The organism is Coleofasciculus sp. LEGE 07092 (genome assembly GCF_015207375.1).
GTDB lineage: Bacteria > Cyanobacteriota > Cyanobacteriia > Cyanobacteriales > Coleofasciculaceae > LEGE-07092.
Genome location: NZ_JADEWY010000111.1, coordinates 1 through 22871, shown reverse-complemented (window position 1 = coordinate 22871; position 22871 = coordinate 1). Strand labels below are relative to the sequence as shown.

31 protein-coding genes are annotated in these 22871 nt (G+C 46.4%); 18 read left to right on the top strand and 13 right to left on the bottom strand.

Going from position 1 to position 22871, the window contains the following annotated elements; all coding sequences use genetic code 11:
* The first annotated feature begins 96 nt into the window (after positions 1-96).
* On the top strand, positions 97-996 hold the full coding sequence (locus IQ257_RS22650) for an ROK family protein (protein WP_193878535.1): 900 nt from the start codon (positions 97-99) through the stop codon (positions 994-996).
* A 31-nt stretch (positions 997-1027) separates the two neighbouring features.
* Here the strand turns inward: IQ257_RS22650 and IQ257_RS22645 are convergent, their stop codons facing one another.
* Together IQ257_RS22645 and IQ257_RS22640 are read right to left on the bottom strand one after the other, a co-directional pair.
* A complete protein-coding gene (locus IQ257_RS22645; RefSeq protein ID WP_193878538.1) occupies positions 1028-1447 on the bottom strand; it encodes a hypothetical protein in 420 nt (139 codons plus the stop codon).
* Positions 1448-1561: 114 nt separating this feature from the next.
* Positions 1562-3226: a CTP synthase gene (locus IQ257_RS22640; protein ID WP_193878540.1), complete on the bottom strand. Its 1665-nt coding sequence runs from the start codon at positions 3224-3226 to the stop codon at positions 1562-1564.
* Between the two features lie 470 nt (positions 3227-3696).
* On the opposite strand from IQ257_RS22640, the gene IQ257_RS22635 reads away from it, so the two are divergent.
* Positions 3697-4236 carry a pyridoxamine 5'-phosphate oxidase family protein gene (locus IQ257_RS22635; RefSeq protein ID WP_193878542.1) on the top strand — a complete coding sequence of 180 codons (540 nt, stop codon included), beginning with the start codon at positions 3697-3699 and terminating at the stop codon, positions 4234-4236.
* A 96-nt stretch (positions 4237-4332) separates the two neighbouring features.
* On the opposite strand, the gene IQ257_RS22630 is transcribed toward IQ257_RS22635, so the two are convergent.
* The 5 genes from IQ257_RS22630 to IQ257_RS22610 are packed head-to-tail and all read right to left on the bottom strand — an operon-like array spanning position 4333 to position 7141.
* Entirely contained in the window at positions 4333-5073 is a 741-nt protein-coding gene (locus tag IQ257_RS22630; RefSeq protein WP_193878544.1) for an adenylate/guanylate cyclase domain-containing protein, read from the bottom strand.
* Complete coding sequence (locus tag IQ257_RS22625; RefSeq protein ID WP_193878545.1) at positions 5067-5729, bottom strand: HAMP domain-containing protein; 663 nt, start codon at positions 5727-5729, stop codon at positions 5067-5069. Before IQ257_RS22625 ends, IQ257_RS22630 begins: the two co-directional genes overlap by 7 nt.
* A gap of 27 nt (positions 5730-5756) precedes the next feature.
* Entirely contained in the window at positions 5757-6326 is a 570-nt protein-coding gene (locus IQ257_RS22620; protein ID WP_193878547.1) for an adenylate/guanylate cyclase domain-containing protein, read from the bottom strand.
* On the bottom strand, positions 6292-6969 hold the full coding sequence (locus tag IQ257_RS22615) for a hypothetical protein (RefSeq protein ID WP_193878549.1): 678 nt from the start codon (positions 6967-6969) through the stop codon (positions 6292-6294). The genes IQ257_RS22620 and IQ257_RS22615 overlap by 35 nt, the downstream gene beginning before the upstream one ends.
* A gap of 16 nt (positions 6970-6985) precedes the next feature.
* Positions 6986-7141, bottom strand: coding sequence for a hypothetical protein (locus tag IQ257_RS22610; RefSeq protein ID WP_193878551.1), 156 nt, complete (start codon positions 7139-7141; stop codon positions 6986-6988).
* A 48-nt stretch (positions 7142-7189) separates the two neighbouring features.
* On the opposite strand from IQ257_RS22610, the gene IQ257_RS22605 reads away from it, so the two are divergent.
* From IQ257_RS22605 to IQ257_RS30290, 9 genes are all read left to right on the top strand, one after another.
* On the top strand, positions 7190-7393 hold the full coding sequence (locus tag IQ257_RS22605) for a hypothetical protein (RefSeq protein ID WP_193878553.1): 204 nt from the start codon (positions 7190-7192) through the stop codon (positions 7391-7393).
* Between the two features lie 3 nt (positions 7394-7396).
* Complete coding sequence (locus IQ257_RS22600; RefSeq protein WP_193878555.1) at positions 7397-9154, top strand: N-acetylmuramoyl-L-alanine amidase; 1758 nt, start codon at positions 7397-7399, stop codon at positions 9152-9154.
* Between the two features lie 206 nt (positions 9155-9360).
* Entirely contained in the window at positions 9361-9591 is a 231-nt protein-coding gene (locus IQ257_RS22595) for a hypothetical protein (protein WP_193878557.1), read from the top strand.
* A gap of 10 nt (positions 9592-9601) precedes the next feature.
* Positions 9602-9880 carry an ISAzo13-like element transposase-related protein gene (locus IQ257_RS22590; protein ID WP_322744441.1) on the top strand — a complete coding sequence of 93 codons (279 nt, stop codon included), beginning with the start codon at positions 9602-9604 and terminating at the stop codon, positions 9878-9880.
* Positions 9881-9904: 24 nt separating this feature from the next.
* The gene (locus IQ257_RS22585) at positions 9905-10045 is read left to right on the top strand and encodes a hypothetical protein (RefSeq protein WP_193878577.1); all 141 of its coding nucleotides are present in this window, start codon (positions 9905-9907) and stop codon (positions 10043-10045) included.
* Between the two features lie 525 nt (positions 10046-10570).
* Positions 10571-10747 (top strand): DUF6888 family protein, encoded by a 177-nt coding sequence (locus tag IQ257_RS22580; protein WP_193878559.1) that lies wholly within the window; start codon positions 10571-10573, stop codon positions 10745-10747.
* Entirely contained in the window at positions 10747-10953 is a 207-nt protein-coding gene (locus tag IQ257_RS22575) for a DUF6887 family protein (protein ID WP_193878561.1), read from the top strand. Before IQ257_RS22580 ends, IQ257_RS22575 begins: the two co-directional genes overlap by 1 nt.
* Positions 10954-11412: 459 nt before the next feature.
* Complete coding sequence (locus IQ257_RS30295; RefSeq protein ID WP_228060932.1) at positions 11413-11610, top strand: hypothetical protein; 198 nt, start codon at positions 11413-11415, stop codon at positions 11608-11610.
* Between the two features lie 83 nt (positions 11611-11693).
* Complete coding sequence (locus IQ257_RS30290; protein WP_228060934.1) at positions 11694-11912, top strand: hypothetical protein; 219 nt, start codon at positions 11694-11696, stop codon at positions 11910-11912.
* A 176-nt stretch (positions 11913-12088) separates the two neighbouring features.
* On the opposite strand, the gene IQ257_RS22565 is transcribed toward IQ257_RS30290, so the two are convergent.
* From IQ257_RS22565 to IQ257_RS22550, 4 genes are all read right to left on the bottom strand, one after another.
* Positions 12089-12517 carry a hypothetical protein gene (locus IQ257_RS22565; protein ID WP_193878563.1) on the bottom strand — a complete coding sequence of 143 codons (429 nt, stop codon included), beginning with the start codon at positions 12515-12517 and terminating at the stop codon, positions 12089-12091.
* 102 nt (positions 12518-12619) lie between these two features.
* Positions 12620-13021, bottom strand: coding sequence for a helix-turn-helix domain-containing protein (locus IQ257_RS22560; RefSeq protein WP_193878565.1), 402 nt, complete (start codon positions 13019-13021; stop codon positions 12620-12622).
* A 79-nt stretch (positions 13022-13100) separates the two neighbouring features.
* On the bottom strand, positions 13101-13397 hold the full coding sequence (locus IQ257_RS22555; RefSeq protein WP_228060931.1) for a type II toxin-antitoxin system HigB family toxin: 297 nt from the start codon (positions 13395-13397) through the stop codon (positions 13101-13103).
* Between the two features lie 308 nt (positions 13398-13705).
* The gene (locus tag IQ257_RS22550; RefSeq protein ID WP_193878569.1) at positions 13706-13948 is read right to left on the bottom strand and encodes a helix-turn-helix domain-containing protein; all 243 of its coding nucleotides are present in this window, start codon (positions 13946-13948) and stop codon (positions 13706-13708) included.
* 426 nt (positions 13949-14374) lie between these two features.
* On the opposite strand from IQ257_RS22550, the gene IQ257_RS22545 reads away from it, so the two are divergent.
* The 7 genes from IQ257_RS22545 to IQ257_RS22515 all read left to right on the top strand — a co-directional run bounded on the left by IQ257_RS22545 (position 14375) and on the right by IQ257_RS22515 (position 22010).
* Positions 14375-14872: a hypothetical protein gene (locus IQ257_RS22545; protein WP_193878571.1), complete on the top strand. Its 498-nt coding sequence runs from the start codon at positions 14375-14377 to the stop codon at positions 14870-14872.
* Positions 14873-15034: 162 nt separating this feature from the next.
* Complete coding sequence (locus IQ257_RS22540) at positions 15035-16042, top strand: ADP-ribosylglycohydrolase family protein (protein ID WP_193878573.1); 1008 nt, start codon at positions 15035-15037, stop codon at positions 16040-16042.
* A 96-nt stretch (positions 16043-16138) separates the two neighbouring features.
* A complete protein-coding gene (proS, locus tag IQ257_RS22535; protein ID WP_193933235.1) occupies positions 16139-18082 on the top strand; it encodes a proline--tRNA ligase in 1944 nt (647 codons plus the stop codon).
* Between the two features lie 42 nt (positions 18083-18124).
* Positions 18125-18406, top strand: coding sequence for a ribosomal protein L7/L12 (locus IQ257_RS22530; protein WP_193882091.1), 282 nt, complete (start codon positions 18125-18127; stop codon positions 18404-18406).
* Between the two features lie 154 nt (positions 18407-18560).
* On the top strand, positions 18561-20051 hold the full coding sequence (locus tag IQ257_RS22525; protein ID WP_193882088.1) for a hypothetical protein: 1491 nt from the start codon (positions 18561-18563) through the stop codon (positions 20049-20051).
* A 142-nt stretch (positions 20052-20193) separates the two neighbouring features.
* Entirely contained in the window at positions 20194-21012 is an 819-nt protein-coding gene (locus IQ257_RS22520) for a DUF2993 domain-containing protein (protein WP_193882085.1), read from the top strand.
* A gap of 392 nt (positions 21013-21404) precedes the next feature.
* Positions 21405-22010, top strand: a complete 606-nt coding sequence (locus IQ257_RS22515; RefSeq protein ID WP_193882082.1) for a GerMN domain-containing protein — start codon at positions 21405-21407, stop codon at positions 22008-22010.
* 27 nt (positions 22011-22037) lie between these two features.
* On the opposite strand, the gene IQ257_RS22510 is transcribed toward IQ257_RS22515, so the two are convergent.
* Both IQ257_RS22510 and accB read right to left on the bottom strand, forming a co-directional pair.
* Positions 22038-22394 carry an ArsR/SmtB family transcription factor gene (locus IQ257_RS22510; protein ID WP_193882079.1) on the bottom strand — a complete coding sequence of 119 codons (357 nt, stop codon included), beginning with the start codon at positions 22392-22394 and terminating at the stop codon, positions 22038-22040.
* A gap of 73 nt (positions 22395-22467) precedes the next feature.
* Positions 22468-22871, bottom strand: a 404-nt coding sequence (gene accB, locus IQ257_RS22505) for an acetyl-CoA carboxylase biotin carboxyl carrier protein (RefSeq protein ID WP_193933233.1), incomplete at its 5' end; no start/stop codon positions are given.

The following is a 22871-nucleotide window of genomic DNA, read 5'->3' as shown; positions in this document are numbered from 1 at the left end:
GTGCGGGGGCGCTGAGGGAGAGGTGGTTGCAAATTTTGCCTTTGATTGTGATGTCTGGCTTTTCTGGGTTTTATATTGACGAATGACAAATAACCAATGACTGAAGTAATTGGCATCGATTTAGGTGGAACGGCGATTAAACTGGGGCGGTTTCGCAAGGATGGCACCTGTGTAAAATCCCTGGCGGTGGCAACTCCACAACCGTCAACTCCTACAGCGGTTGTGGAGGTGATGGTGGATGCAATTGCCCAACTCAATGCCGATAAGGGTGCAGTTGCGATCGGTATTGGCACTCCCGGACCGGCTGATGCTGCCGGACGGATCGCTAGAGTTGCCATTAACTTGAACGATTGGCGAGATGTTCCCTTAGCAGATTGGTTGGAAGCTAAGACAGGTTGCCCTACCGTTCTTGCTAACGATGCCAACTGTGCAGGTTTGGGAGAAGCGTGGTTAGGTGCCGGTCGTCTGTTTAACAATCTGATTTTGCTGACGTTAGGCACGGGTGTTGGGGGTGCGATTATTTTGGATGGCAAACTTTTCACCGGTCATCAGGGGGCTGCTGGTGAATTGGGATTAATTACGTTGAAGCCGGATGGTTTGCCGTGTAATAGCGGCAATCAGGGTTCCCTAGAACAATATCTTTCAATTGGTGCCATTCGTCACCGCACGGGAAAAGAGCCTGCGGAGTTAGGGGTGATGGCAAAAGCGGGCGACTCGTTGGCTCTAGAATTTTGGGAACGCTACGGACGGGATTTGGGAGTAGGACTGGCAAGCTTGATTTATGTCCTCACCCCAGAAGCCATTGTTATTGGCGGCGGCGTTAGTGCCAGTGCCGAATTTTTCTTCCCGGCTGCCTTAGCACAAATTGAGCGCCGAGTGCTGTCAACTTCCCGTGTGGGTTTGCAGTTACTTCAGGCTAAGTTGGGCAATCAAGCTGGGATGGTAGGAGCGGCAAAATTGGCTTTGCAAATGATGAACCCTAGCCAGTCTCAATGAATGATCAAAAGTTTCAATTTTTGACTTAATTTTAAGGTAAAACATACCCCGTTTTGCGTTTAACGTAGTCCAAGATCCGCTGATAAGTATCGGGATCATTTTGTTCACTAATAATAATGGGAATAGAACTATCAGGCAACCAAAAGGTTAGCTTACTTCTGGAGGCGTAACAAAAACTACTGATACGGTTGAGATCAATAATGTATTCGTTGCGCTCGTAATTGACTCGAATCCACGAACCCGACAGGGACTGAGCCAAAACCTCTTTGATGTAATCTAGAATTTGGTGATAACCTTCTGAGTCGCTTTGCTGGTTGATAATAATTTGGTGAGCACTGTTGGGCAACCAGAAAGTTATCTTGCCGCTTGGGGCGCAGGCAAAGGCGCTGATCCGGTCAAGATCGATGACATAATCACTGCGCTCGTAAGTAATTTTTATCCAATACGCCACAAGACCTCCTCACATAGAAAGTGATGAGTTGAGTGATGAGTTTTGACTCAAACCATTTAACTCAAAACTCATCACTCAACCTTTAAACCGTTTGATAGTAACGGCTGGCATGGGTCACAATACCTCCATTGGAGATGCTTGAATTGAGGGAGTGCTGGTGCAGACGCTTCGATCTTCAGCTTGCGCTTGATGGACTGCTGCTGCCACAAATCCTTGAAACAAGGGGTGGGGAGCACTCGGTCGGGAGCTAAACTCTGGATGAAACTGAGTAGCAACAAAGAAGGGATGATTGGGGAGTTCGATCATTTCCACTAAGCGACCATCAGGAGACGTGCCGCTGATAATATAACCCGTGTCTAAAAAGAGGTTGCGGTAGGCATTGTTAAATTCATACCGATGCCGATGGCGTTCGTAAACGACCTCTTTCTGGTACAGTGCCGACGCCACTGTATTGGGTAGCACCCGGCAAGGGTACATTCCCAACCGCATGGTGCCGCCCAAATCTACCACATCCTGCTGTTCTGGCAACAGGTTAATCACGGGATTTAACGTATTGGCGACAAACTCAGCGCTGTGAGCATCTTCTAGCTTGGCAATATTTTGCGCCCATTCAATAACGGAACACTGCATTCCTAAACACAATCCTAAGAACGGAATCTGCTGACTCCGAGCATATTCTACTGCCGAAATCTTGCCATCGACCCCCCGGATGCCGAAACCACCGGGAACCACGATGCCGTCCACGCCTGATAGGAAACGTTCGGCACCGTCGAGTTCAATATCTTCAGAACTTACCCAACGTAGGTTCAGTTCGCTACCCATTGCAATAGCTCCGTGACGTAAAGCTTCTACCACGGAAAGATAGGCGTCACTCAACCGAATATACTTGCCCACGATCGCAATTTCAATCTGCCGAGTCGGGCGATGCATCCGCTCAACCAAGGTTTGCCATTGGCTTAAATCCGGTTCCCGTGGCGATAGCTGCAAGATCTCCAGCGTTTGTTCTGCCAGTCCTTCTCGCTCTAGAATCAGGGGTACTTCGTAGATACTGCTAGCATCCCGCGACGTAATCACCGACTCTACGGGTACATCACAGAATTCTGATAGTTTTTCTTTGATGCCCGGTTGCAAGGGGCGATCGCATCGACACACTAAAATATCCGGTTGAATGCCAATCGAGCGCAACTCCTTCACCGAATGCTGAGTGGGTTTGGTTTTCATTTCGCCAGCCGCAAGAATCCAAGGCATCAGGGTGACGTGCATATACAGCACGTTATTACGCCCAACATCCTTGCGGAACTGACGGATTGCCTCCAAAAACGGCAGGGATTCAATATCACCTACCGTCCCACCAATTTCCGTAATCACCACATCTGGATTCGTATTCTTGGCAACTCGATGAATACGCTCTTTAATTTCATTCGTAATATGAGGGATGACTTGTACCGTACCCCCCATATAGTCGCCGCGACGTTCCTTATTGATGACTGCCTGATAAATCGAACCAGTGGTGACGCTATTCAGCCGAGACATCAAGGTATCGGTGAAGCGTTCGTAATGCCCCAAGTCCAAATCTGTCTCCGCACCATCTGCCGTCACAAACACTTCCCCGTGTTGAAAGGGACTCATCGTTCCTGGATCGACATTAATATAGGGATCTAACTTGAGAATCGAAACCGAATAATCCCGCGATTTCAACAAGCGTCCCAAACTGGCGGCAACAATTCCCTTGCCGATACTCGATACAACCCCACCCGTTACAAAGACAAACTTAGCCATAGAATTTGTTCAGTACCCAGACTTTTTCAGATGCACCCCGTTAATTGTGCCACAGTCTTCTATAGTTCTTCATTAATGGTCAGATACTCCATTCCATCCATCAACGAGTCTAAGTCGTAATCTCCAGCTTTGCTAGCTATCAGAGTGAGTTTACCCCCCCTCACTCGCTCCCCTGCCTGACACTAGTCCTTTTCCTTCTGTAACGCTGTAGTCGTATTCTGCTCTCTAGGTGAATATCCCATCCAATAGCTATGATGACGTTAGAGTATCGCGTCTGGACTTCCCAGTAACGCTTTACCTACTCTCCCTGCCAAAAACTAAAACTGCACTCCCGAGTTGAAATAGGGGTTTTCCAGTTAGAGATCTGTTTCTCTACCTTAATACACGGTGATAGAAACGAATCCCTATCATTTAGAGTAACAAATTGTGACTTACTTTCACGACAATTTACTTTTTTTAAAGATTAATCAATGGCTAAGTTTTATTCTGACCTCAATCCCTCATTACAAAACTTCATCCAAGCACAAAACATTTTCTTTACAGCAACAGCACCTCAGCACGGTCGAATTAACCTATCGCCGAAAGGCATGGATACGTTTCGCTGCATTGATAATAAAACAGTCGCCTATCTCGATTTGACTGGCAGTGGTAACGAAACTGCTGCCCACGTACTCGAAAACGGTCGAATGACCCTTATGTTTTGTAGCTTCTCAGAAAAGCCTTTGATTCTACGCCTTTACGGTCAAGGTCAAATTATTCGCCCTAAAAATAGAGACTGGGAAACAGTCTACCCCCTATTCACTCCCCTGCCCGGAGAACGTCAAATTGTTGTTTTAGCGATTGAATCGGTTCAAACGTCTTGCGGCTACGGCGTACCCATTTATGAATTTAAAGAAGAACGAAAAACCCTACGTGAATGGGCAGACAAAAAGGGAGAACAGGGAATTTACGAATACTGGCAGGTCAAAAACCTCACGAGTATTGATGGACTGCCGACTAACGGGACTTAAACAGACATCAATGCCAAAGAAAGCCAGTTTTGGCTTTATAAGCCACCAATAGGTTCCTGTTTTCGTTTAAGTCCCGTTAAGAAAAAGGCTTGACAATCAAACATTCTCCCATACTCCATGCCAATCTTGAGCAGGAGAATTCTCCTGTAGATATTCTATCCGCTTGAGATACAGTTGAGTGGCTCTGTCATCCGCGTTTAAGTGTAAACAAGCCTTAAAATCAGATTGGGCTTGCTCCCAGTTTTGCTGACGGTATTCCTTCAATCCTACTTCAAAGCGATCGCGCCATTCTTCTAATTTTGGGTCGAGTTCTCCCGCGTAACTCAACAGTTCGTACACCCCCACAGGCTCATTTCTATCCTCCAAATAGAGTCGGTCAATTTCACGAGTTTCAATCGTTTCAGCCGCCAGGGTTTTAGTCTCTTCCATCAACAGAATTGTAGTCCCGTAGATTTTGTTGATCCCTTCAAGTTGTTCTGCGATTTGAACAGCTTTACCCATGACGGTATAAGACTCAGATTGCTCAGAACCAATATTACCTGCAACCAGTTCCCCAGTAGCTAAACCAATTCGCACTTTGATGTCCGGTAATCCCTTGCGGAAACCCATAATTTCTGGCATCCTCCGGCGGAGTTTATTGAGTTGATTCGATTGCTCTAAAGCCGCATAGCAGGCTAATTTGGCGTGGTCATTTTCGTTCACAAAGGGATGACCCCAAAATGCACTAACAGCATCTCCAATAAATTGATTAATAACGCCGTTATTTTGGACAATGGGTTCAGAGACTAAGGTTAGATACTGGTTAATAAGTTTTACCAATCCCCCTGGTGTTAGCATCTCACTAATCGTACTAAACCCAGCAATATCCGAAAATAAACAGTCATCACCTGTTTATTTGTGGTGTTAGTATTGGTTTTTTGATGAATCAGTCCCTCGACAATTCGGGGGTCAACATACTGACCAAAAGTAGCTTTAATCCGTTCTTTTTGCCGTACCTTATCCAGCATTAAATTGAAAGACTCTGATAAAATACCAATTTCATCGGCAGAGGTAATGGCAACTTGCACCTCTAAATCCCCCTGTTCAACGGCTTGAGTCCCTTTAACTAACCGTTTCATCGGACGGGTTAAACCAAGAGTGATGATAGAAGAAAACAATATCCCCACTCCACTGGCAATCCCTGTCAATAACCAACTGATTCGGATCGTTTCCTGTTGTTTTTTTTCTGCCCTGTGAGCAGAATTTTCAGTAACTGTTTTCAGCTCAGATAAGAGACGTTGGGAATGTCGATTTAGGTCTGTTTCGTAGTCTTCGAGTTGATCATTCAGCAGTTCAGGTTCCTCCCGCTTGCCGTATTTTAAAAAATTAAAAATAACCAGGCTGCGGTCATAAAATTTTTGATGATCATTTTCTAACTGTTCTAGCAATGGTGCTAAACGAGAAAACTCCTTAATATCTTCGTTACCGATGGAAACTGAGAAGAAACGCGCCATTATTTCTGCTAAAATGTCAGTTGTAAATTACTTCTTTGTTAAACGCCATACTCCATCCCAATTCTGGGGTGATGGGTTTTCTCGTAGAGTTTGCAATCGTTCAAGATAGAGTTGTGTAGGGCGATCGCTGGGATAAATTTGTAGACAATGCTCAAAACATTTCTGTGCCAAGTTCCAATTTTGTTGTCGATAGGCATTTAACCCTTGCTCAAAAAAATTTCGAAGGGTAATCATTTCTGAATTCAGTTTTTTCTTGCGTCCTAGGAGTTCGTAAATTCGCAGCGGTTCTTGTTTCCCAACCACTTGAACCCAATCTATTTCTCGGAATTCGAGTCCTTTAACTGCCATGTTACGAGTCTCTTCTGTCAAGATAATCTGGACACCGTATTGCTTGCTAACGCCTTTGAGACGTGATGCTGTGTTGACCGTATCCCCCATCACCGTATAAGATTTTGCTGATTCTGAACCCATATTTCCCACGACGAGGAAACCCGTCGCAATGCCAATGTGTAAACCTAATGAGGGTTTAACTTTTGGATTGTTCGATGTCTTAGCAATCAGTTCACAGACCAAACCCAGTCGTGAAAATGGAAACAAGAAGACTCAGTTGCTGGACTTGCTGTTGATGGTTTTGACCTTTATGAGCGGCGGTGGTGGTAAAATCTTCTAACTTGATAACAATGGCGGCTATCTCTTGATTGAATTGTCTTTCTTTGACTTTTAATCCTGCCTCCAACTGAGGCGCTGCAGCAGATTTATCTGCTTCAAGTTGCTTAAATACAGTAGTGCCATAATCATGAAACTCCTGGTGCTTTTTTTTAATTTGTGCCAACATGGGCATGATTTGAGCCAACTCTTGCTCGTTAGCCGTAATTTTGGCATGGGCGATTGCTTTTTGAGTCAGTTGCACCGCTGCCGCCAACTTCTGATCAACGCGATTGCCTTGTTGTTCAAATTGCGCCTTCTCCCGAGCGATTTGGGCGCGGTTGAGGGGTTCTATTTCATAAAGTTTAAGAATACGTTCAAAGTAGAGTTCTTGCTCTAAGGCATGGATACCAACTTGCGCTACGCGATCGCTAATCGGAATAATAGACTCAGCTAACGCCGTAATTTCTAAATTAACCCGCCGCAGTCGATTAGAGGAAAAGCAAACCATCACTATCAGCAAGCCCAGCATACTCGTGGCAATTCCGAAAATTTTGAGGCTGATAGAAATCTCGTAGGGCTTGCCACTCGTCATGCTTGAAGCTCACTATTCAATCGTTGATGTAATTTGGGTTGATTTCAAAAACGGTTCCAACGGCTAGAGGATGCAGCACTGGGCAATCTGGGAAATGTTTCCTTGTTCTGAGGAAACCCACATTCGGCACGACAAAATCGAACCGGGTAACAGGAATCTTATTATTCTCCATCAGAGTCGCGTTCAGAGCCGTAAGTTATTAGTGTATTTATCACCTTGAATGCCAATCATTCCGGATGTTGCTAATTTAACGTCTCTGGCACGAGCGCTAAATATTATTCCGCAAGCGATTCTGCACAGACAATTTCCATTAAAATTTTATCGGATTGAGGTGGCAGCGGATTTTATAACGGATTTAACGGATGAGTTATCGGTTAAACCCCACACCCTGCTAAACCCCATTAAATTATTAGTACCGAATTAGAGAATGAGAAGTATCCTGGGATTGGCTGTGTTGCTTTCTGTTGTTATATCTCCAGCTTGGGCGGAACAACCCCTTTATCTTGCCTATCCGCCAGCCAATCACCAAACAACGGCTGACCAAATTTTCTTAATTGGCACTGCACCCCCAGCCGGAGAGGTGCTAATCAATGGCAAAGTTATTGAACGCAGTCCTGCTGGACATTTTGCGCCAAGTTTCTCGTTGCAACTGGGCGAAAATCGCTTTACCTTACGCTATCAAAACCAGGACATTGAAATTAATGTCACCCGCTTGGATACTGCGCCAGAAATACCAACAGGGTTGACATTTGGGAAAGAGTCCTTAACGCCAAGTGTTAATATTGCTAAATTGCCGGGGGAACTCCTGTGTTTTAGCGCGATCGCTCCCCCCAATGCGACCGTTTCTGTTAAGCTGAGCGATCGCACAATTCCCCTGCTACCCCAATCCCAGGAAATTCAATTACCCCCCAATTCGGCAGCACTTACGGCACGCAATCAACCCACCTCTCAATCGGCTAATGGTCAGTATAAAGGGTGTGCTACGGCAGAGGTGCCAACAAACTTGGGGCAACCCGACTACCAACTCACCTTAAACGGGAAAACTATCACTCAAGCAGCACCTGGAACAGTATCGATTCTCAATCCTGCTAACCTTGAGGTTGCCGAGGTAATTGTTGATGCAGGTGTAGCGAGAACAGGACCGAGCACTGACTATTCTCGCCTGACGCCCTTACCCAAAGGGACTAGGGCAACGATTACCGGACGAGAAGGTGAATGGGTGCGTCTTGATTACGGTGCTTGGATTAAAGCGGCGGAAGTGCGTCTCCTTCCTAGTGTCGTACCCCCGTTATCCTTAATTCGTAGTATCCGCGCCCGTCAAGTGGAGGGGGCGACGGAAGTGGTATTCCCTTTGCAAGTGCCAGTACCTGTTAGCGTGCAGCAGGGCGATCGCACATTTACCCTAACACTCTACAACACGACTGCCCAAACCGATACCATTTACCTTGATGACGACCCGTTAATTAAGCGTCTCGATTGGCAGCAGGTAACGCCAACTCAGGTGCAGTATACCTTTAATTTGAAAACTGAACAGCAGTGGGGGTATGAACTCAGGTATGAAGGAACGAGTTTGATTTTAACGTTGCGTCATCCGCCGAAGGTGGGGAATGGGGCAAGAGGCAGCCAACCGCTAGCAGGCATTAAAATACTTCTCGATCCCGGACATGGTGGTGCTGAGTTGGGGGCGAGGGGACCGACGGGCTATCCGGAGAAAGATGTTAATTTGGTTGTGTCGAAGCTGTTGCGAGAACAGCTTCAGGCAAGGGGGGCGACGGTGTACATCACGCGGGAGGAGGATCAGGCGGTATCCTTGAGCGATCGCGTGAAAATGATTGATGAACTCAAGCCTGCGATCGCACTTTCCATTCATTACAATGCCCTACCCGATGGCGGTGACGCCATAAATACCAAAGGTGTCAGTATGTTTTGGTATCACCCCCAAGCTCATAGTCTATCGGTATTTCTGCATAATTATTTGGTAGACAAGCTAGGGCGTCCTTCCTCTGGAGTGTTTTGGAATAATTTGGCGCTAACTCGTCCTGCCACTGCTCCATCAGTACTGTTAGAACTGGGGTTCCTGATTAATCCGGTGGAATTTGAGTGGATTACAAATCCCCAGGAACAACAAAAACTGGCAGAAGCGATCGCTGATGGCATCGTTGAATGGTTTCAGCATTCCCGATAGGAGCTTCTTACTCCTGTTCTTGCAATTCCTGACATTCCTGGGACTTATTCAAATAGTCTTGAGTAGATTTAACTTCCTCTTGAATAGCCTCTGTATGCACCTTAGGGGCTTGCGGAGAAATAAGCTCCCAGTCATCCTAGAAGATATAGGAAGAAAAGAGCAACCTGCTTGTGCTATCCATCTCTACCCTGGGAATCTCCAGAATAATGCTAAGCGACTCGATTAAATCTACCATCAAAGATGCAGCCACGAAACTGACGGACAACCGAAAACGAGCCTTCATGGCAAAAGTCACCGAAGACTACTTCGAGGGTTCAGCCCGTAAAGCAGAAACCGTTTTAGGCTGGTATCGTCACAGCGTCCAACTGGGGTTGCATGAACGGCAAACAGGGATTGTCTGTGTGGACAACTATCAGACAAGGGGACGACAATCCTAACTCATTACGAGTGTCTATTGATACTAAAGCCAAGGTCAAGATTGGGAACCTCTCACGCGGAGGCAAAGCCCGTACCCTGGAAGCCAAGCAGGCAGATGACCATGATACAGAGTGGCAGAACGTCTTAGTTCCGTTTGGGATTCTCAATACCCAGACAGACCAACTCTCGATTTACTTGGGTCAATCGGCTGAAACCAGTGATTTTATCGTTGATTGTTTAGCGGCTTGGTGGAGTGACAATCAACCCCATTACTCCCATCTAGATGAATTAGTGATCGCCCTTTCCTAAAAAATCACTACCAGAATCATACCAATGAAACATTCCGAATGGCTTCGCCTCCAAGCTGATAGCGAAGCGTTAGCGAGTCTTCGAGCGTCAGGCGACAGGGTTGTTGCGTCTTTACGTGCCGATGGCTTCAACTGCCGCAAACAGCCACGCCGCTTGTCTTGGTAAGTGGATGCCTGCTGCTGAGTTCGAGGTTGTTTTTGATTCTGAGGCGATGACTTAGGGGATGAGAGGCGAGCGCACCGACTGTTCACCTCACCCTTGCCTTACACTAAATGCTAAATGCTATATGCTATATGCTATGCTAAAACTATCGAGCAACATAAAAAAATCCAAGCCAGAAGTCTGACTTGGATTGAGTTGACTGTTTACCGTTGTTTCCTACGGTTAGCTTTTAAGAGGTGCTTGTCAAGCCAGCGGATAAGATAGCAGGCAGCTATCTGACTGGTGACACCTATAAGCAACCCCGAAAGCAACGTTAAAAAAAAGTTGCTCATGGTGGATTTAGCTGTTTTTTGGATATAGCAGCTAGCCCTCGACCAGATATTAAAAGACTTAATGGCGGTGTGGTCGCAACACACTGCCGATTTGTCATACATATCAAGCTAGCTATGGTTATTTTTCAATTTAGCACAATCGAGTTAGGAACTTAGAGATCAATCAGCCGATATTCTTCACGTAACAGGGAGTTTGATGCCTACCGACGCGCAACTGAGGTGTTTGTATCGAATTGGCTACCAGTTGACATATATACTGTTTCAGCCTATAAACCTTATTTGCATCGATGGTCGAACTCATAATTTATATATTTTGGCAGGGCAGAACGAGGAAATCGAGTTTGAAATTACTCCAGATGGGGAGGTGCTGTAATGAGTCAAGTTGACTACACGGTTATGTCTTACAAAGAGTTAAGGCGGTACTTTCTCAAACATCGAGACGATCAAGCTGCTTTTCAGGCTTATCTAGCAAGGCGTCGAGAGCGATCGCAGCCAGTTATTACAAGAGTTGATGACCCAGACTTCGATAACAAGATTCAAACAGCAATCCGTCAGCAAATGGCGGAGCATCGAAGTTAGCAGCGCGATCGCATTCCCCACACCAACAAGCGCGATTCCTTCGGATAGCTTCGCTTCACGCATCCTCTCCCTCAGTCTCACTTCATCGCTGCTGCAACCTCCTCTTGAGGCTCGGATGAACTGATACCGCAAGGACGGGGAAACATTACGGGAAGTCCCTATACTTCCTGTTTCCCTGTCTCTCTATGGGTAGTTTCTCACACTAAACAAGCTGCCCTCATGCTGAAGCATGGGGCTATACAAACAATGTCCGCCTACGCGGACTCAATGTTTTGCAAGGGTTTGAACCCGCGCAGGTGGTCACTGAGCTTGTCGAAGTGCGGGTTTCGTTTGTGTAGCCGCGATTTCAATCGCCTCGTGCGTCTAGTTCGAGAAAGCTTTCCATAGATAACAGGTGATCGCATTTTCGCAATTGCCGCAGATTGCCCTTTCCTAAAAAACAATCACCCAAATCATACAATGAAACACTCCGAATGGCTTCGCCTCCAAGCCGATAGCGAAGCGTTAGCGAGTCTTGGAGCGTCGGGCGACAGGGTTGTTGCGTCTTTACGTGCTGATGGCTTCAACTGCCGCAAACAGCCGCGCCGCTTGTCTTGGTATCTTTGCAAAGGCTCTGTTTCTTACACCTTGACGAAAGCTACCAGCGCCACTGCGTGAATGGAGCTTGTTACCGAATGATGAGACACCGCAGAGAGCGCAACTTTTAGCTCAGATTCACTCTATTTTGCAGCATCGGGGTTGTGGTCGCACAGCAGAACCATCCCCACCTCCGACGCAAGGCTTCACCGAATCAAAAGAATTATCCCTGGACACTGGTGAGGCTGCTACCGAATGCTCAACACTATACATTTGGTCGCTTCTACAGTCGCACGGAAGCGGAAAATAACAAGCGCTTTCTCGGCAAGTGGATGCCTGCGGCTGAATTCGAGGTTGTTTTTGATGCTGATGGGGTGACTTAGCGGATGAGATGCGATCGCACCTCATCTTTAGCGTATCGGTGGGCGATCGCATATAAAGTTACACTGAAGAGATATTCTTCACGTAATAGGGAGTTTGATGCCTACCGACGCGCAACTGAGGTGTTTGTATCGAATTGGCTACCAGTTGACATATAGGCTTTTTCAGCCCATGCACCTTACTTATTACTTGAGTTAAGTCTTCTTATTATTTCACGCATTCTCGCTAAATTGTCTTTTTCTACGGCTTCTAGAAATATTACTATTCTAAAAACATCGGGTTTGGATTCAGATTTTCGACAGGGAATTATTTCTTTTCGATATCGTGTAACAACTGCCTCAAAATTGAATGGTTCATCTTCCCATGTACCCCAATGCTCACTTATCCAAACCGATTCACCCACCTCTAAGCCTGGATTAAAATTATATGTTGCAAGTGTCACTGTTGAAAAATTACCAGAAATTAACTTCTCGGTACTTACATCTTCAGGGTTTCCATCCTCAGCCTTGACATCTTCAGTATTTACGTCTTCAAATGAAGGTACAACAAGCTCTATTACATACTCGAACATAGTTTTCTTCAGACCCGCTCCGCTATGTATTGTCATCTGTTCAGGTGCGTTCTCTGCTGGTAACTTAATTTTGCGAGAGTTACACCAATTGCTCTATTTCAATTGCTCACAACAGTTTAAACCTAAGCTTTACTCGTCCTAGATGAAGAGCGCTGGAGAAACGTGAAAAAACTCTCCCAGAGCTTTAGCTTGGGCTTTGCTAATTGACCTTTTGCCATTAACTATCTCTGAAACAATCCCCTTTGAGCCTATAACTCCAACTAAATCTGACTGCTTAAGCTCTCGCGCATTCATAAGATGCAACAAAATATTCTGTGGAGATGAGGGTTCTACAGGAAACTGAGAATCTTCATAAATTTCAACAAGGATAGACAGTAATTCCAGCAGTGAATTTTCCTCTGGAGTAAGTTCTTCTCCACGTACCATCATTTGCTCTATTGATTCAAGAGTGCGATTGTACTCATCTTCAGAAGCAATGATTTTAGGTTGGTATGCTGCTAGGAGAGAACCGTAAGTTTTGTTGTCCAGAATGATAGCCATGATTGAATAAGTATATTAGTCAAGGAAAGTTTCGACATTGTGTAGGCAGGGAGGTTACCGCTCCCCGCCAGTATCTCAGTTACGGGGTTTTCTTAGATTGCTTTTCAAAATAAGGATCATCTTTCCATTTTTCAGCTTCATATTCATCATGAGTTATGAGATATTTGTAATAAAATATTTGAGCTTGGAAATTAAAACCTACAATTAAGCGATATGTTTTGATATTAAAAATTAGAAAATTTTCTACTCGGTCTACGGATCTGTCATAAGTTTTACGTATATCATCTAGATGTTGCCACTTGGCTTTTTTAACTACATCACACCATGCTTTAACTGCTTCCTGTATATCTGGTGGAAATTTTTTAGAATCTTCCATAACATTCGGCCTTTTGATTAATCGCATAGGCTACTATGAGTTTGTACTTCTTTATGTTCTCATATTGAGAACCAGTATGTCAACCCTTAATAAAAGTAAAGGTATTTGACGATCAAGCTTTTATGGAAACCCGATCGCACACCCTCCCCAACTTCCCTGCATAAGCGTTGCAACTGATTCTCTAGGCTGGGAAAGCAATCATCCAGCGATCGCATTCCACACACCAACAAGCGATCGTATCCCCTCCCTCAGCCTCACTTTATAGCTGTTGACACCAAATCTTGAAACTGGGATGAACTGATGCTGCCTCAATCGATGTCGTCGGGTAAGTCATCAGAGGACATTCCTGCTCTTTGCATTAGCTCAATCAATCGTTTGATCTGAGGGAGCGAAAACCTGATTTCTCTTTCGCCTGTTTCATGGCGTCTAATTGTTCTGCTTGTTGTTCCTAGCTCAGTTGCTAATTCTTCCTGCGTCATTCCCAGGCGTTCGCGTAACTGTTTGAGAGTTGCCAATTCAGGGTTGCTATTTGAGTTTTTATCATTTACCATTCTCTCTATAACCAGACACTTGTTCCGGTAGAAGACAACGAAAAGGACGGGGAAACATTACGGGAAGTCCCCATACTTCCTGTTTCCCTGTCTCTCTATGGGTAGTTTCTCACACGAAGCAAGTTGTGTCGGATTTATAGCGCCACAGGAGGTGATGCGCGAGACGATATAGCTGGAAATTCAACCCCGCCCTGAAATAAATTTTGGCGTCATAGCTAAAGTCAGCTAAAGCTGACTGCATGGAGATTTCAACCCGTTTTAACGGGTTTAAGCTTTGAGCCTGAATTTTAATTCAAGGCTCTAGTGCAAGATGTGCATTTTTCATAAATAACGGGCGATCTGCGCTTTGTAGCAGCGCTTCGCTATCGCATTTTTGCAATTGTTGCAGATCGCCCTTTCCTAAAAAACAATCACCCAAATCATACAATGAAACACTCCGAATGGCTTCGCCTCAAAGCTGAAGGCGACAGGGTTGTTGCGTCTTTACGTGCCGATGGGTTCAACTGCCGCAAACAGCCACGCCGCTTGTCTTGGTATCTTTGCAAAGGCTCAGTTTCTTACTCCTTGACTTGGCTACCTGCACCAGTGCGTGAATGGAACTTGTTACCGAATGATGAGACTCCAGACAGAGCGCAACTTTTAGCCCAAATACATTCTATTTTGGAGCATCGGGGTTGCGATCGCACAGCAGAACCATCCCCACATCCGACGCAAGACTTTTGGAATCAAAAGAATTATCCCTGGACACTGGTTAGGTTGTTGCCGAATGCTCAACACTATACGGTTGGTCGCTTCTACAGCCGCACGGAAGCGGAAAATCATAAGCGCTTTCTTGGGAAGTGGATGCCTGCTGCTGAATTCGAGGTGGTTTTTGATAGCGAAGCGGTAGCGAGTCTTCGAGCGTCTGCTGATGCGGTGACTTAGCCGACGAGAGGCGCTCAGCGAGAACTGGTGCTAAAGGCGATTGCATCTACATATTCACCTCACCCAAACTTCTATGTACCCTACCAAGGGATAATATATTGGACTGGAAGTTTCTGTCTAATAACATAGTTAGACGCAGGAGCAGCTTTCAAGGAGATTTAAATGGAGTCGGTTCTCGCTGACAGAATTCGTGGGGTCTTGTTTGGTCAAGCGGTGGGAGATGCCCTCGGCTTCGGAACTGAATTTCTCTCTCGCTCTGAGGTTATACGCGATTATCCAAGTGGATTGCGGAGTTATTCCCAAATTAGACAATATTCCTATATTACTAGACAGTATGAACAACTTCAAGATTGGCGTTGGCAACCAGGAGATTGGACTGATGATACAGACCAAATGCTTTGCATTCTTGATAGCTTACTGGCACACCAAAAGTTAGATATTCATGATATCGCTGCTCGTCTCCATCAGTGGGCTGTCACAGACGGTTTTGGAATCGGTGGAACAGTTTACAAAGTTGTTCACGATCCAGAGTTCCTCCATGATCCTCATCGAGTTGCGGAGCAACAATGGGAGTCCAGAAACCATCAATCAGCAGCTAACGGCGGTGTAATGCGAACATCAGTGCTAGGTATTTGGGAATATCCATACCCTGAGCGAGTTCGCTTTAACGCTGAACAAGCTTGTCGAATAACTCATGCCGATCCTCGTTGTCTTGGCTCATGCGTAGCAGTTTGTTTAGCCATCTGTCGGCTGTTGGAAGGGGTAAATAGCATAAACAAATTAATTGACACTATAGCTCTGGAGGTTCAGTCATACCATCCCGAAATGGAGGTGTATTTTGCAAAAACAGTGAACGATTCATTAGAGGAATTAGATCTCGATGAGGGATTAAACACGGAGGAACAAACAAAGTGGGGTTACACCCTCAAAACGCTGGGAGCTGCCTTCTGGGCATTGCGTCATGCAAAGACTTTTACTGATGGGCTTCTGGCAATTGTCCATGAGGGAGGAGATGCAGATACCAACGCAGCAGTAGCAGGAGCTTTGCTAGGGGCGCGGTTTGGATATCAAAGCATTGAACAGGAGTGGATAGAAGGATTAATTTACAGGCAACAGTTAGAGGAACGATGTGAATCCCTGATTCAACTGTGCTCACAGTGGCAGAATTAATTCTCGCACCCCCTCTCCAACTTCCCTGCTGAACCGTTGACAACCAATGTTCTAGACTGAGATAGCAAGAATCCAGTTAGAGAAAGGGAACAAGCGATGCGACTGTCCAATATGCTTTTCGTCACCCTGCGGGAAGACCCAGCAGAAGCGGAAATCCCCAGTCATAAACTACTAGTTCGTGCAGGCTACATACGTCGCATCGGTAGCGGGATTTACGCCTATCTCCCCTTAATGTGGCGCGTACTGCAAAAAGTCTCCCAAATCGTGCGCGAGGAGATGAATGCCACAGGTGCTCAAGAGTGTCTGCTGCCCCAGTTGCAACCCTCAGAATTGTGGAAAGAGTCGGGACGCTGGGATACCTACACCAAAGCCGAAGGCATCATGTTCGCCTTCACAGACCGTCAAGAGCGAGAAGTGGCACTCGGTCCCACCCATGAAGAAGTAATCACCACGGTTGCCCGTGACATGATTCGCTCCTACCGCCAACTCCCCCTGCACCTGTACCAAATTCAAACCAAATTCCGGGATGAAATTCGCCCTCGCTTCGGACTCATGCGCGGTCGAGAGTTCATCATGAAAGACGGCTACTCTTTCCATACCGATGAAGAGAGCCTGAAAAAGACCTATCAGGATATGTACCAAGCGTACAGCAACATGATGCGTCGCTCTGGTCTGAAATTCCGACCCGTAGAAGCAGACTCCGGGGCAATTGGCGGTTCGGGTTCCACCGAGTTCATGATACTAGCAGAAGCGGGAGAAGATGAGGTTCTCTACACCGAAGATGGTCAGTACTCTGCCAACGTAGAAAAAGCAGTTTCCTTGCCACCCGATACCGAACCCTCACCCTTTACCACCTACGAAAAACGCGAAACCCCCAACACCCCAACCATTGACTCCCTGCGTGAATTCCTGAAATGCTCACCCACCCAAATCGTGAAAAACGTCCTCTACCAAGCGATTTATGACAATGGCATGACGGTACTCGTGCTAGTGAGCATCCGAGGCGACCAAGATGTTAATGAGGTGAAGCTAAATAATGAGCTGGTGAGACAGGCAGAGCAGTACAATGCCAAAACCCTCCTCTCGCTAACTGTACCCGATAGCGAAGCGTTAGCGAGTCTTCGAGCGTCTGCGGCAGCTCAGCAAAAATGGGCATCGAAACCGCTACCTCTAGGCTATATTGCACCTGACATTGCCGACGATTACATCAATTCGACCCCCCCTAACCCCCCCTTAGTAAGGGGGGGAACAGGAAGCGTAGTAACGGGGGGAACTGAAGCAAGTCCCATTTCCGGAACCTCCCCCCTTGACAAGGGGGGGCAGGGGGGGGGCGCACCTCAGTTTTTGCGCTTAGTCGATCGCACAGCCGTTGAGCTGAAAAATTTCGTCACAGGTGCCAACGAGTCAGGCTATCACGTCGTTGGGGCGAACTGGGGGCAACAATTCCAGTTACCTAAATTAGTGGTAGATGTCAGGAAGGCAAAAATAGGCGATCGCGCCATCCACAACCCCAGCCAAACTCTCCAAAGCGCACGCGGCATCGAAGCCGGACACATCTTCCAATTGGGGACAAAATATTCTAAAGCAATGGGTGCCACCTACACCAGCGAGTCAGGCGAAGAACTTCCCCTATATATGGGATGTTACGGCGTCGGTGTGTCACGGATGGCACAAGCAGCAGTAGAGCAATCCTATGACAAAGATGGCATCATCTGGCCCGTTGCGATCGCACCTTACCATGCGATCATCTGCGTTCCCAACGTAGGAGACGCCGCGCAAATGGAAGCAGCAGAAAAACTCTACACCGAACTCAATGCAGCAGGTATCGAAACCCTCCTCGATGATCGCAACGAACGCGCTGGTGTAAAGTTCAAAGATGCCGACTTAATCGGGATTCCCTACCGAATTGTAACAGGGCGATCGCTCAAAGACGGCAAATTAGAGGTCGTCCAACGCGCCACAAAACAATCTCAGGACATTCCTATCGATGAAGTCGTACCAACTCTAAAACAGTGGATTGAAGAAGCCCTTAAGGGATAAAACTTGTAAGAGTGGGATGGGCGTCTCGCCCGTCCTCCTGCTATGCTCGACACAGCAATAGAGCAAGAAACCTCAACAATCATGTTCTTTGACAATACCAATAGCGGTACTGATTGGCGCATTAGACAACTCGAAAAAAAAATCGATTTAATTCTCCAGCATCTTGGCATTGAGTACGAAGAAGCTCCTTTTCAGGAGCGGCTGAAATATTTGATTAGTGCAAATCAAAAAGTTGCAGCTATCACAGAGTTGCAGCAACAAACAGGAATGGGTTTAAAAGAAGCCAAAAACACTATTGAAGCAACGGAAAAAGAAATTAACTAATCATTGCGCTGAATAACAAAATTAGGAAGAGTGATGCTTAACCCTAAAAAAGGGCGAACTCACCAGTCTCAGGAACTTGCCATCGAGCAAGTATCGTCTACACTAAAACAGTGGATTGAGTCGGCATTGACGTGACCGCCACAACCAAGATTGAATGAAAAGGCAAAAACTGACTCGACTCACCAAATGGGCATTGGGTGTTTCAGTCGGTGCGGCTGTCTTTTTAGGTTGGCTCGGCAATCTTCAGAGCGGTATTGCTATTGCTGCAATGGTACTCGCTAGCGCCATTTCTTACCAATACCCTCGCACCGGCTTGTGGGCATTCCTGGTCTACCTGCCCTTCGGGGGTAGCGTTACCTACGCTATTGGTGACGGTCATCCCCTATTCCATCTGATCAAAGATGCCTTTTACCTTCCGGCACTCATTGCTCTCATTCAATCCAAGCCCTGCTTTGAGTCATTCTTTCAAACCACCAAACCCCTAATCCCAGCACTATTGGGTTTGCTAACACTTTGCCTAATGGCATTGCTATTCATTAACCTGCCGCAACAGCTAGAGGCGCAACCCCCCGATCTGCCGTTGCTGATGGGAATTCTCGGGTTAAAAACCTTAATGGGGTACATTCCCCTCATGCTTTGTGCCTATTTCTTGATTCGCAACCAGCGGGACTTATTGTTCCTCAACCGTCTACATGTTATTCTTATCCTAATTAGCTGTAGTTTAGCGTTTTTGCAGTACCTCTTTCTCCTCAATGGTCTTTGTCCCGGCAGCAGTGGTCTTGCAGGAACAGCCGTACACCAAGCCAGCCTAGAAGCTAGATGTTTGGTCGGTGGTTCTCTGCTTTACAACCCTCAACGGGAACTCATTCGCTTACCCGGTACTTTTGTTGCCCCTTGGCAGTGGGGCTGGTTTCTTATTTCTAGCAGCTTTTTAACCTATGCCGCCCATATTTGTGACTCTAGCCGTCAGTGGCGGTGGGTCAGTTGGATTGCTATTGCATTTGTTTTCGCCTTAACAGTAATTTCTGGTCAGCGCATCGCCCTCGCCCTAGTCCCGCTAATCTTGCTCATCCTGCTTTTACTCACCGACCACAACAAGCCATTGATTCCCGTTAAATTTGGAATTGCTACTCTCCTTGGCATTGTCAGCGTCAATTATCTCGATAAAGTTCACGAGCGCTTAGAGAGTTTGGTTGGTCGCTGGCAAGCATCACCCCCCTATAAGTTTGTTATGGAGCAATTTGATTGGGTCATTGCTCAAAAAGAAGGATGGTTAGGAAATGGCTTGGGACGGGCAACCAATGCAGCTCGTATCTTGGGCGATACTCAACTGATAGAAACCTACTACGCTACACTGCTTTATGAAATTGGTCCTCTGGGTGTCCTTGCTTTCTTAGCACTCATTTCCACCCTAGTAGTACTGACCTTTAAAGCTTACCGCTCGATTCAAAATTCTGATCTGCGTCGCTTCGGACTCTGTCTTTGGGTCTTTATGATTTTGGTTGGTTACAACACCTACTACTATCCTCTATCCGTTGATCCCGTGGCAGTCTACTACTGGTTTTTTGCTGGGGTTCTGCTTAAACTACCGATACTTGAAAGTAAGGAGAGAAGTTTAGACGTCACAAATCAGAATTGTAATTGACTAAGCCGTTCCACATCGAGTTGGCATTTTTGGATTATTGTTTTTGTTAAAAATCTTGTGGGATGGGTCGAAAAGCCCATCTTAACTCTGTAACTTAAAGGTAGAATTACTTACTCACTCTTAACTGCTAACTCCTGACTTCATGGAATTACTAACTATTCTCCTCTCTGGCTTACTAGCTATTGTCTCTCCCGTTGGCTTAGTCACTGACAGCGTTGCCGAAAATGCTATTCGCTCTCGATTGGAGAAAGCAGAACAACTGCAAGTCCGCATTGACAATACACCTAATTACCAAATTTTGCAAGGAAAAGTAGAACGAGTGCGGGTTGCAGGTCGGGGGTTGTGGCTAACACCGGATATTCGGATTGATGTTTTGGAGTTGGAAAGCGATCCCATTGAATTAGATGTAGAGGAACTCAGGCAGGGGGAGCAAGAATCACCGAGGGCATACCTCCAGCAACCCTTTCAGGCAGGAGTACGTCTAGTCTTAAGGGAAGCGGATATCGAGCGAGCGCTAGAGTCTCCCACCGTCATCGCACGGTTGCAGCAGCTTATGAGTAAAGTTCCTGGGGGGGCAGCACAGCGCTATGAATTTCTCAACCCAGAGGTAGATTTTCTGGAAAACAACCGCCTTCGTTTCCAGGTGGAAGCGGTTGAAGGCGATGCTCAACCTCTGACTATCGTGCTAGAGTCAGAACTGGGTATTCGGAATGGGAATAACATTGAGCTAGTTGAACCCGCCCTTGTCGTTAATGGTCAAGCCCTGCCCCCCCAGTTAGTGGCTGGTTTTGCTAAAAGTTTGAGCAACCGTTTCAGTTTCCGCTCTTTGGAAGATGCAGGCATCACGACAAGACTCTTACAATTAGAGATAGATAGTCAGGAGTTGAAGCTAGCGGCATTTGTCCGATTCGAGCCATTAGAGGGCGCATCTGCACCGACTAGGGAGGGAGATGTTCCGTAAAGACATCCCGTGCAAGTGTAGTCTAAGGTAGCCAAGGGTAGTTTATAGGAAGAGCGATCGCAATCCTTTGCCCTTGTTCTTGGTGTCCGCACTACAGAAGTACCAAAACGAACAGTCTCTTTAACACAAGTGCCATTTCTGTGAAGTTGAATCAACCGTGCATTTTCCTACCCCAATTGTATCCATAGGGGTAATTTTTCCTTTTTAATGAATCTCGAAAGTTCCCAGAAAACTCAACTTAATTAACCGCTCTGTAGCCCCTCTAAATGAGTTGCGAAATTTATTATTTCCTACTCCCTACTCCCTACTCCCTACTCTCTCTCCTGCTCACGAATCCCATAGACTAGCTATACAAGCAAACGCAGAACGTAGAATTTTGGAGGCTCAATATAATGCAAGATCGACAAAACGCTCGTCGGATACCTCTCGGTATGGCTGCTGGTCTTTCCGTCGCCCTTTTAGCCGCAGGGGGTGGAGGGGCTTGGTGGGCTTGGAATTCTGTCAAATCTGCCACGACACCGCCTGTGCCAAGTACATCAGAATCACCTCAATCCGTCCAACCTTCAACTGAAGAAAAAATTGAGGTTTACTGGATTGATGACGTCAACGGTCAAGTGAAGCTAGTTCCTAATTCCATAACATTAAAGCAGGCTGACAGTGAGGGGGAAGTTTTACAGGAAGCGTTTAATCGCCTTTTAGTTGGACCGATTGATCAGACTGTCGCGACTACCATTCCAGAAGAGACGAAATTGCGGACTATCTCTGTAGAATCTGACGGTGTTCACGTAGATTTGTCTGCGGAATTTACTGGTGGTGGTGGCAGTTCTTCAATGATGGGTCGTCTGGCACAGGTTCTTTATACGGCAACCAGTCTAGACCCAACGGCTAAGGTTTGGATTGATGTGGAAGGACAACCTTTAGAGGTTTTAGGGGGTGAAGGTATTTTGGTCGAGCAACCTATGACTCGCCAAGACTTTGAGGAAAATTTTCCACTCTAGGAGACTTCCTCTGGCAGCAAGTTCGCCTCAGTCTTTGTTGTTAGCTAGGCTAAAATCCCGAAAATGGCGGGCTTGCTGCTCAATGCGCGTGGCAAGGCGATCGCAAACTAAATTACACAGCTCGAAAATTAGCTGGTCTTCTACCTTATAGTATGCCGATGTTCCTTCTGAACGACGACTGAGTATACCTGCTTGCAGCATCACTTTGAGGTGTTTCGAGACATTGGCTTGACTGGTTGCTGTCGCTTCGACCAACTCTTGCACACATTTTTCGCCTTCGCGGAGCAAATTTAGAATTCGCAAGCGCATTGGCTCACTTAAAATACTGAAATATTCCGACACTTGTTGGACAACCTCGTTTGGTACAGTGTTTGCTGTTTGCATCGGTATAACCCGAAATTAGGTGATCCCCAGATTCTATCCTATTTTTGCTCAATTGATAACAATAGAGTAATCATTACCCTGGGTTAATCCTCATTAAGGCTTGACCGTACTCTATTGGGTCTCCATTCTCTATCAGAATTTCCATTACTTGTCCAGATACTTCCGCCTCAATTTCATTCATCAGCTTCATCGCTTCAATGATACAAACCGTTTGACCAAGCCGAACTCGATCGCCGACTTCTACAAAAGGGGATTCGTCAGGAGCTGGTGAACGGTAAAACGTACCCACCATCGGCGATTTAAGATCAACCCATTTCGGATCAACCACTGGCGGCGGTTCGGTAGGAGGCGGTTCGGCTTTATCACTCAGTGGAACCTCTGATCCTGAAGCTGGAGGCGCTGGTGGTGCTAACCCCGAACTGGCTATTGCCCCGATGCTGGAAGCCGCAACGGAACTCAGACTGCTCGGGTTTGAGC

Coding starts and splice junctions, on each gene's coding strand:
- IQ257_RS22600 (WP_193878555.1), top strand. CDS start 7,397: ATGAGAAGTATCCTGGGATTGGCTGTGTTGCTTTCTGTTGTTATATCT.
- IQ257_RS22540 (WP_193878573.1), top strand. CDS start 15,035: ATGGAGTCGGTTCTCGCTGACAGAATTCGTGGGGTCTTGTTTGGTCAA.
- IQ257_RS22650 (WP_193878535.1), top strand. CDS start 97: ATGACTGAAGTAATTGGCATCGATTTAGGTGGAACGGCGATTAAACTG.
- IQ257_RS22635 (WP_193878542.1), top strand. CDS start 3,697: ATGGCTAAGTTTTATTCTGACCTCAATCCCTCATTACAAAACTTCATC.
- IQ257_RS22515 (WP_193882082.1), top strand. CDS start 21,405: ATGCAAGATCGACAAAACGCTCGTCGGATACCTCTCGGTATGGCTGCT.
- IQ257_RS22615 (WP_193878549.1), bottom strand. CDS start 6,969: ATGACGAGTGGCAAGCCCTACGAGATTTCTATCAGCCTCAAAATTTTC.
- IQ257_RS22530 (WP_193882091.1), top strand. CDS start 18,125: ATGCTCGACACAGCAATAGAGCAAGAAACCTCAACAATCATGTTCTTT.
- IQ257_RS22550 (WP_193878569.1), bottom strand. CDS start 13,948: ATGGTAAATGATAAAAACTCAAATAGCAACCCTGAATTGGCAACTCTC.
- IQ257_RS22525 (WP_193882088.1), top strand. CDS start 18,561: ATGAAAAGGCAAAAACTGACTCGACTCACCAAATGGGCATTGGGTGTT.
- IQ257_RS22610 (WP_193878551.1), bottom strand. CDS start 7,141: ATGGAGAATAATAAGATTCCTGTTACCCGGTTCGATTTTGTCGTGCCG.
- IQ257_RS22520 (WP_193882085.1), top strand. CDS start 20,194: ATGGAATTACTAACTATTCTCCTCTCTGGCTTACTAGCTATTGTCTCT.
- proS (WP_193933235.1), top strand. CDS start 16,139: ATGCGACTGTCCAATATGCTTTTCGTCACCCTGCGGGAAGACCCAGCA.
- IQ257_RS22555 (WP_228060931.1), bottom strand. CDS start 13,397: ATGGAAGATTCTAAAAAATTTCCACCAGATATACAGGAAGCAGTTAAA.
- IQ257_RS22630 (WP_193878544.1), bottom strand. CDS start 5,073: ATGCTAACACCAGGGGGATTGGTAAAACTTATTAACCAGTATCTAACC.
- IQ257_RS22605 (WP_193878553.1), top strand. CDS start 7,190: ATGCCAATCATTCCGGATGTTGCTAATTTAACGTCTCTGGCACGAGCG.
- IQ257_RS22545 (WP_193878571.1), top strand. CDS start 14,375: ATGAAACACTCCGAATGGCTTCGCCTCAAAGCTGAAGGCGACAGGGTT.
- IQ257_RS22565 (WP_193878563.1), bottom strand. CDS start 12,517: ATGACAATACATAGCGGAGCGGGTCTGAAGAAAACTATGTTCGAGTAT.
- IQ257_RS22580 (WP_193878559.1), top strand. CDS start 10,571: ATGCCTACCGACGCGCAACTGAGGTGTTTGTATCGAATTGGCTACCAG.
- IQ257_RS22575 (WP_193878561.1), top strand. CDS start 10,747: ATGAGTCAAGTTGACTACACGGTTATGTCTTACAAAGAGTTAAGGCGG.
- IQ257_RS22640 (WP_193878540.1), bottom strand. CDS start 3,226: ATGGCTAAGTTTGTCTTTGTAACGGGTGGGGTTGTATCGAGTATCGGC.
- IQ257_RS22510 (WP_193882079.1), bottom strand. CDS start 22,394: ATGCAAACAGCAAACACTGTACCAAACGAGGTTGTCCAACAAGTGTCG.
- IQ257_RS22585 (WP_193878577.1), top strand. CDS start 9,905: ATGAAACATTCCGAATGGCTTCGCCTCCAAGCTGATAGCGAAGCGTTA.
- IQ257_RS22625 (WP_193878545.1), bottom strand. CDS start 5,729: ATGGCGCGTTTCTTCTCAGTTTCCATCGGTAACGAAGATATTAAGGAG.
- IQ257_RS30295 (WP_228060932.1), top strand. CDS start 11,413: ATGAAACACTCCGAATGGCTTCGCCTCCAAGCCGATAGCGAAGCGTTA.
- IQ257_RS22560 (WP_193878565.1), bottom strand. CDS start 13,021: ATGGCTATCATTCTGGACAACAAAACTTACGGTTCTCTCCTAGCAGCA.
- IQ257_RS22595 (WP_193878557.1), top strand. CDS start 9,361: ATGCTAAGCGACTCGATTAAATCTACCATCAAAGATGCAGCCACGAAA.